The organism is Bacillus sp. OTU530 (assembly GCF_038440375.1).
In genome coordinates this window covers 24,792-32,054 of sequence record NZ_JASATP010000059.1, presented here as the reverse complement: position 1 = coordinate 32,054, position 7,263 = coordinate 24,792, and the positions used below count along the sequence as shown (strand labels likewise).

At 37.8% G+C, this 7,263-nt stretch carries 5 protein-coding genes and 2 pseudogenes; all 7 read right to left on the bottom strand.

Annotated elements, in window-relative coordinates; all coding sequences use genetic code 11:
- The coding region (locus AAHB12_RS26960) for an RNA-guided endonuclease TnpB family protein (protein WP_342048338.1) at nt 1-510 on the bottom strand (510 nt) is incomplete at its 3' end.
- Nucleotides 511-1,129: 619 nt separating this feature from the next.
- Entirely contained in the window at nt 1,130-1,708 is a 579-nt protein-coding gene (locus AAHB12_RS26955) for a CBO0543 family protein (RefSeq protein WP_342048337.1), read from the bottom strand.
- A gap of 103 nt (nt 1,709-1,811) precedes the next feature.
- The gene (locus tag AAHB12_RS26950) at nt 1,812-3,137 is read right to left on the bottom strand and encodes a GntT/GntP/DsdX family permease (RefSeq protein ID WP_342048336.1); all 1,326 of its coding nucleotides are present in this window, start codon (nt 3,135-3,137) and stop codon (nt 1,812-1,814) included.
- Nucleotides 3,138-3,333: 196 nt separating this feature from the next.
- A pseudogene (locus AAHB12_RS26945) lies at nt 3,334-3,429 on the bottom strand (hypothetical protein); the annotation flags it as partial.
- A 91-nt stretch (nt 3,430-3,520) separates the two neighbouring features.
- A pseudogene (locus tag AAHB12_RS26940) lies at nt 3,521-3,697 on the bottom strand (phosphogluconate dehydrogenase (NAD(+)-dependent, decarboxylating)); the annotation flags it as partial.
- A gap of 11 nt (nt 3,698-3,708) precedes the next feature.
- Complete coding sequence (tkt, locus tag AAHB12_RS26935; protein WP_342048335.1) at nt 3,709-5,706, bottom strand: transketolase; 1,998 nt, start codon at nt 5,704-5,706, stop codon at nt 3,709-3,711.
- A 30-nt stretch (nt 5,707-5,736) separates the two neighbouring features.
- Nucleotides 5,737-7,236, bottom strand: a complete 1,500-nt coding sequence (zwf, locus tag AAHB12_RS26930) for a glucose-6-phosphate dehydrogenase (protein WP_342048334.1) — start codon at nt 7,234-7,236, stop codon at nt 5,737-5,739.
- Nucleotides 7,237-7,263 lie beyond the last annotated feature (27 nt).

Below are 7,263 nucleotides of genomic sequence, written 5' to 3'. Positions count from 1 at the left end.
GACTAACAAGGATACAAAGTACTTGCCAGAAGGAGTTCGTCTGACAGTAGCATTCAAGATACGCCCTTGCACCTCACGACTGTTTGCAAAACGAACCCAACCTAACTTCGGCAATTTCATACGATTGCCTGCAATACTTACTTCAGGAAGCTGATTCTTCTTTTCAATATTTGTCGTGTAGGATTGCACCTTATTTTTCTTGCTTTTAAAACGTGGGGCTGCATTTTGCTTCTTAAAGAAACGGTCAAATGAGTCTGCAAGATGTTTCAAGGATGATTGCAGAGAATGTGAATCAACCTCTTGTAACCAAGTGAATTCTTTTTTCAGTTGTGTAAGTTGGGAAGAGCAAGCACTATATGATAAGCCTTTTCCTGTTGCTTGATATGTCTCGTTCCACAAAGAAAGGAAGCGATTGAAGACAAAACGACTGCAACCAATTGTTTTCGCAATTAGCACTTCTTGTTCTATATTTGGATATAAACGAAACTTATACGCTTTGTTGATGAACATTCTCTTCACCTCGTCTTTTTCCAAGATAATAAACGATCGTATGTTCTGATTACATTTTAACAAATTCCAGTACACGATGAAAGAATTTTTTGCTTCGCAAAGCTGAAATTCACCCCCTACTTATTTCGAGGCCACTGAAAAAGTATGTGCTTTCGGCAAATAAAGAAATCCCCATCAATATATACAAAATAAAAACTAGTTGACCATCTACATATAGTGGATAGTCAGCTTATTTTTCTCTTTAAGTGGACTTTTTCAGTACCCTCCTTATTTCTGGGCTCATCCCCTTCAAGAAATTGAAGTAGGGGTACTCTTTCAGCAAAATCTGATAGATTGGTGAAAAAATATGAAAAGGTTATTAAGTCAAATTAGAGATCTCGCCAGAGGCCCATCAAGCAAAAAAGAAAAACACCCTCAAAACGGTAAACTGCTTTGTTTGCTCGTTTTGGGGGCAATTTATTTCCTTTTAATATTATTTTAAAATATTTAATCTGCAATTTTTAGAATACCTTCCATAAGATATTCTAAAGTACCAATCACTAACTAAATTATAATGGTCAATTTCTATAATCCTTCCCTTACCTCTTTGACTTTGCTCTTCCGTAGCAACTCAGACTGATTATTGATAAGAATTTTCTAATTCAACATAATTTGAGGACGTCCCCTTAAATGGAAGAATGTGTCCAAAAGTTTTTTCCTTATCCTCTTGATGGTTCACATTTATATTCGCTGATTTATTTTGTTCAGTAAATATTCGTAACAACCAGACCGCTCCTCTAATTGTGAATAACGTGAAATTAATTGATGCAAAAGTATGCCATACCGACCAAGATTTCCAACTAAACAGATTTGTCGTTTTTTCCATTATCATTTGAGCGATTGACATTGGAACGCTAAACCACAAACTTCTTAGAAGCGTTGTTTTTAAATTCGCATTGTACGTCCATCGGACCCATACAATGCTGAGAAGAGGAAACATTAATAAGTCGTACAAAATATTTGTGTCAAATACCTTTGGAAATGGTCTCACTGGATATTTTAGTTTTTTAGTCTTTATACAATAAGAATCAATACAGGTTGATAATACACCTTTTGAGAAGAATATTATCAAATCCATTAGTAAGTTTTTACGCTTAAAAATGAATGGCGTTGATGCAATACAAGCAACAGTCAATATTCTTAATAAGGATCGTTCCATATAAATCAAACCCCTTACAAATAAGATTTTGTTACTACTAGCGTTCGGAAAAAAATGATTTATATGAAACGTAAAATTATCCAAATAGATAAGGGTAAAATTTTTAAACAAACAAATTAAGCAATAAAACACCGCCAAAGGCAACAAATGAAAGTATTGTTTCCAACACTGTCCATGTTTTAAAGGTTTCTTTCACGGATAATCCCAGGTATTCTTTTACCATCCAGAATCCAGCATCGTTTACATGTGAGAACATCAATGATCCCGCACCTGTCGCGATAACAAGCAATTCCAGATTCACACCCGACATTTGTTGGACAACTGGTGAAACGATACCAGCTGCTGTTGTTAAGGCAACCGTCGCGGAACCTGTTGCAATGCGAATTAATCCAGCTATCAAAAACGCCAAAACAAGCGGAGATAGGGATAAATGTTCGGACATTTGAGCAATGGTTGTCCCTACACCACTATCGATAAGAATTTGCTTAAATCCGCCGCCGGCTCCTATGATTGCAAGGATTGAACCAACTGGCAACAGGCTTTCTTCTGTAAATTTTTTAATAGCTTGTTTATCCATGCCATTACGAAGTCCAAGAAAGTAGAATGCCGTAAAACTAGCAATCAAAAGGGCAACGACAGGACTGCCAATTAACGTTAAGACTTTCATCAGGCTATCAGGCAGTGACATATATAGTGCACTAGCTGATAATAGCATTAATAATACAGGCAATAAAATAACAAAGAATGAAATGCCTGTTCCCGGTAAATTCTTCACCGCGGTATTAATACGAATCAACTCTGGCTCTCCTTCAGGAAGCACACGTTTATGAATCCACTTTGCAAACATTGGACCTGCGATGATGGCTGCAGGCAACGCAATGATAAGTGAGTAGAGAAGCACTTTTCCAAGATTAGCCTTGTAGATCCCTATTGCGGCCATTGCCCCTGGATGCGGCGGTACAAGACCATGTACTACCGATAGGCCAGTAATCGCAGGTAAAGCGATTAATAAAATATTTTGTTTGGTTGTTTTATGAATTGAGATTACTAAAGGTAATAAGATTAAAATGCCAACTTCAAAAAACACCGGGATTCCGATAATAAAACCAGACAATAGCATAGCCCATGGTAATTTCTTGACACCAAAGAATCGAACGAAGAAATTTGCCACTTGCATTCCAGCGCCAGATTCTGCCATCATCTTTCCTAAAATCGTACCTAACGCCAATATTCCAACTAAGTGACCTAGAACATTTCCAACCCCAGTTTCATAGGCACTAACGATTTTATCCAGTGATAATCCGGCCATAATTGCTAAGAACAAACTCGCAACGGTTAAACTAATAAATGCATGCCATTTCCACCACGATACGCCCAAAACGACAATCACAATTGCGACCAATGTAACCAGCAATACATACATATCCATACTTAATTCCGCCTTTCCAAATCATATAGATTAGCTACTTCTTTATGTTGCGTAAATACAGCGTGTTTTTGTAAGTTAGAAGAAACAGTTATACAGGAACTCTACTTTATATGGATTTATAATTTGAAAATGAAGTTTTTGGACAATCTTAACACCCTTATTTTTATTTAATAAGGGTGTTTTTAGTCTATTTATTTTATTTAGCAACGCGTTTGAGTAATTCAGCTTCACAGCCTGGTTTACCAAGTAGTGCAAACATATTCTTTTTATATGCTCCAACTCCTGGTTGATCAATAAGTCTTTTTAATCTTATCTAAATTTGCAGTATCAATGAAAAATTTGATATTACTTCTCCTCCATTTTCAAACTAAAATGAGTTTATTTTATTTCTTTTCGATAGCATGTCCATCAAACTCATTTCTTAATGCAGCTACAACTTTTCCTGTAAAGGTGTCTTGCTCCAGAGAACGATAACGCATTAATAAAGACATAGCAATAACTGGAGTAGCAGTTTGAAGATCTAGAGCGGTTTCGACAGTCCATTTTCCTTGACCCGAAGTGCTACTTAAGATTATTTATGATTTAAAACGCTTTTCGTGAACTGAACAACATTTTCAGTCGTGAATCCAAACTGTTTTATAACCGCAGCACCATCTCCTGAAGCACCAAATGTCTCAATAGATAATACTTTTCCTTCAAATCCAACAAAGCGTTCCCATCCCAATGAGATACCCATTTCAATCGCAACACGTTTTGAAATAGAAGAAGGTAGAACGGCTTCTTTATAGGCTGCTGATTGCTGGCCAAACAATTCCCAGCTTGGCATCGCAACTATCCGAACAGATATATTTTCTTTTTCTAGTTCTGTTTTTGCACTTGCAGCTAATGAGACTTCAGAACCTGTAGCAATTAATATTACGTCTGGTGTTGAATTTGTTTCAGTTAGTACATAAGCTCCTTTAGAAATATTATCCACATTTGCTTTTGTTTCGTTAAATACCGGTAAATTTTGACGGCTTAATATTAATGCTACTGGACCTTCTGTTTGCTGAAGAGCATATGCCCAGGCACTTGCCGTTTCATTTGCGTCAGTTGGTCTTATAACGGTCAGCCCAGGTATCGAGCGAAGAGCAGCTAAATGTTCAACTGGCTCATGTGTAGGACCATCTTCACCTACGGCAATTGAATCATGTGTAAATACATAGATAACCGGAAGTTTTGATAATGCTGCCAAACGGATTGATGGACGTAGATAGTCATTGAATACAAAGAATGTACTTACAAAAGGCTTTAATCCTCCATGATAAGCTATCCCGTTTGCTGCAGCCCCCATCGCATGCTCACGTACACCGAAGTAGACATTGCGTGCACTGTAAGATTCGACTGCGTAAATTTGTTCCCCTTTAATTTCGGTCATTGTAGAATGTGACAGGTCTGCACTGCCGCCAAAAATCGCTGGAATTTTATTTACAAAATAATTGATTGCTTCCCCGCTGGCAACACGCGTTGATACAGATTTTCCAGCATCAAAGGTTAGTATCTCTTTCGCATCTATGCGAACTTTTCCATCAATAGCATTGGTTAATTGTTCTGCTAATTCTGGGAAGGATTGCTTATAGGATTGGAATAATTTCATCCAGTTTTGTTCAGCATCCATTCCCTTATGCTTTAATTGTCCAAAGTGCGCTTTTACTTCTTCTGGAACATAAAAATCCTCTTCATACAGCCAGTTATAGGCTTCTTTGGTTACTTTTCCTTCTTCTGCTCCAAGTGGTGCGCCATGTGCTTTATTCGTTCCTGCTACCTTAGGGCTTCCGTAACCGATAATCGTTCTAATTTCAATGATACTTGGTTGGTCGGCATTTTGTTTTGCTAGCTCGATTGCCTTTGAAATGGCTTCAACGTCGTTACCATCCTCCACTCTTACATAGTGCCAGTGGACAGATTCCGCTCTTTTTCTGATATCTTCGGAAAAAGATACGTTTAATTCACCATCAAGGGAGATATCATTTGAATCATACAACACAATTAGCTTACCGAACTTCATATGTCCAGCCATTGACATCGCCTCATAGGAAATCCCTTCCATTAAATCGCCATCACCGACTAAAGCATACGTATAGTGATCAATAACAGGGTGCCCTTCCTTATTAAACTTTGCTGCTAAATGAGCTTCCGCCATTGCCATTCCAACAGCGTTTGCAATCCCTTGCCCTAATGGACCCGTTGTTGCTTCTACGCCAGGAGTATGGCCAAATTCAGGATGCCCTGGTGTTTTGCTGTTTAATTTTCTGAAGTTTTTCAAGTCATCAATCGTGACATTATATCCGGCTAGGTGAAGGAGGCTGTATAACAAACTGGATCCATGTCCCGCAGATAAAACAAATCGATCACGGTTAAACCATGCCGGATTTGCAGGATTGTGATTTAAATGCTTCGCCCATAATGCATAGGCCATTGGTGCAGCCCCCATTGGGAGACCTGGATGACCTGAATTTGCCGCGTTGATGGCATCAATAGATAAAGTTCGAATGGTATTAACTGCTAAGTTATCAATATTTTGTGTCATAGTCATACCCCTCCTAAACATCTTTATTTTTTAAAGTGTCTTATCTTTGCTCTCAATTTTTTCATCCAACCACCATTTAAATCCATTTTCTAACAATAGGGAATTAGCAGCGTCTGGACCATATGAACCTGACTGATATTCATAAAGAGGCAACAGATCTTCCTCAAATGCTTCAAGAATGGGCTGTACCCATTCCCATGACAATTCAACTTCCTTCCAATGTGCAAAGAATGTAGAGTCTCCGATTAAAGCATCATAAATGAGCCTTTCATAAGCTTCAGGCACTCCAACTCCTGTTTGCTCACAAGAGAAATTAATGCGAACAGGTTCGATTTTTCCGTTTTTCAATGGGTTCTTGCTATTTAATTGTAGTGAGACATTTTCATCTGGACTGATTTCAATTATTAATAAATTAGGTTCTACTTTTTGATCATTATCTTTGTAATGCAGTTTTAATGTATTCTTAAATTCGATTACAATACGAGTAGATTTTTCCTTCATTCTTTTTCCTGTCCGTATATAGAAGGGAACCTTAGTCCAAAACGGATTATCAATCCATAAACGCGCAGCGACAAAGGTATCAGTTTTAGAAGAAGAATTCACTCCAGGCTCCTCTTTATACCCTACAACTGACTCGTCATTAATCTCTCCCGAAATGTATTGACCACGAATAATATGGGATTGAACCTCTTCTTTTTTCACTGTGCGTAGAGCTTCCATTACTTTTCGTTTTTCATTTCGAATTTCAGATGCATTAATCTTTTCGGGTAGATGCATTGCAGTCATCATTAGCATTTGTAACATATGGTTTTGGACCATATCCCTAATAGCTCCTGCTTGATCGTAATATCCTGCCCTTTCTTCGACCCCAACGGTTTCACTAGCAGTTATTTGTACATTAGCGATATGCTCTTGATTCCAAATCGACTGAAGAACAGGATTTGCAAATTCAAGAGCTTCAAGGTTTTGGACCATTGGTTTGCCTAGGTAATGGTCAATACGATATATTTCCTCTTCTTCAAACGCTCGACTAAGTTTATCATTGAGTTCCCGGGCAGACTGAAGATCATGGCCAAACGGTTTCTCAATCATCAGGCGCTTCCAACCATCCGTTCTACCAAGGCCACTTTCCTTAATGTTTAAAGCAATGATGTCAAAAAACTCAGGAGAAACCGAAAGATAAAACATTCTGTTTTCCTTTATTTCCAACTCATTTTCTCTTTGTTTCACTACTTGCAGCAATTTTTGATAATCTTCTGAATTGGTTACGTCTAATGCACTATAGCGAAAGGCATCTAGAAATCCTCCCATTTCTGAAGCATTGTGTTCTAAACGGCGTGAAAAGGTTAATAGTGATTCTTTTACTTTTTCTTGAAAATCCAAATGAGATAATTGGCGTCTTCCAAGCCCAATAATGGATATTCGCTCAGGAAGCTTTTGGTCTACATATAAGTTATATAGGGCAGGGAAAATTTTCCGCTTAGCTAAATCCCCTGTTGCTCCAAATAAGACAAAAGTCATTGATTCCACTTTTCAGTCCTCCTTATAATTGAAAGT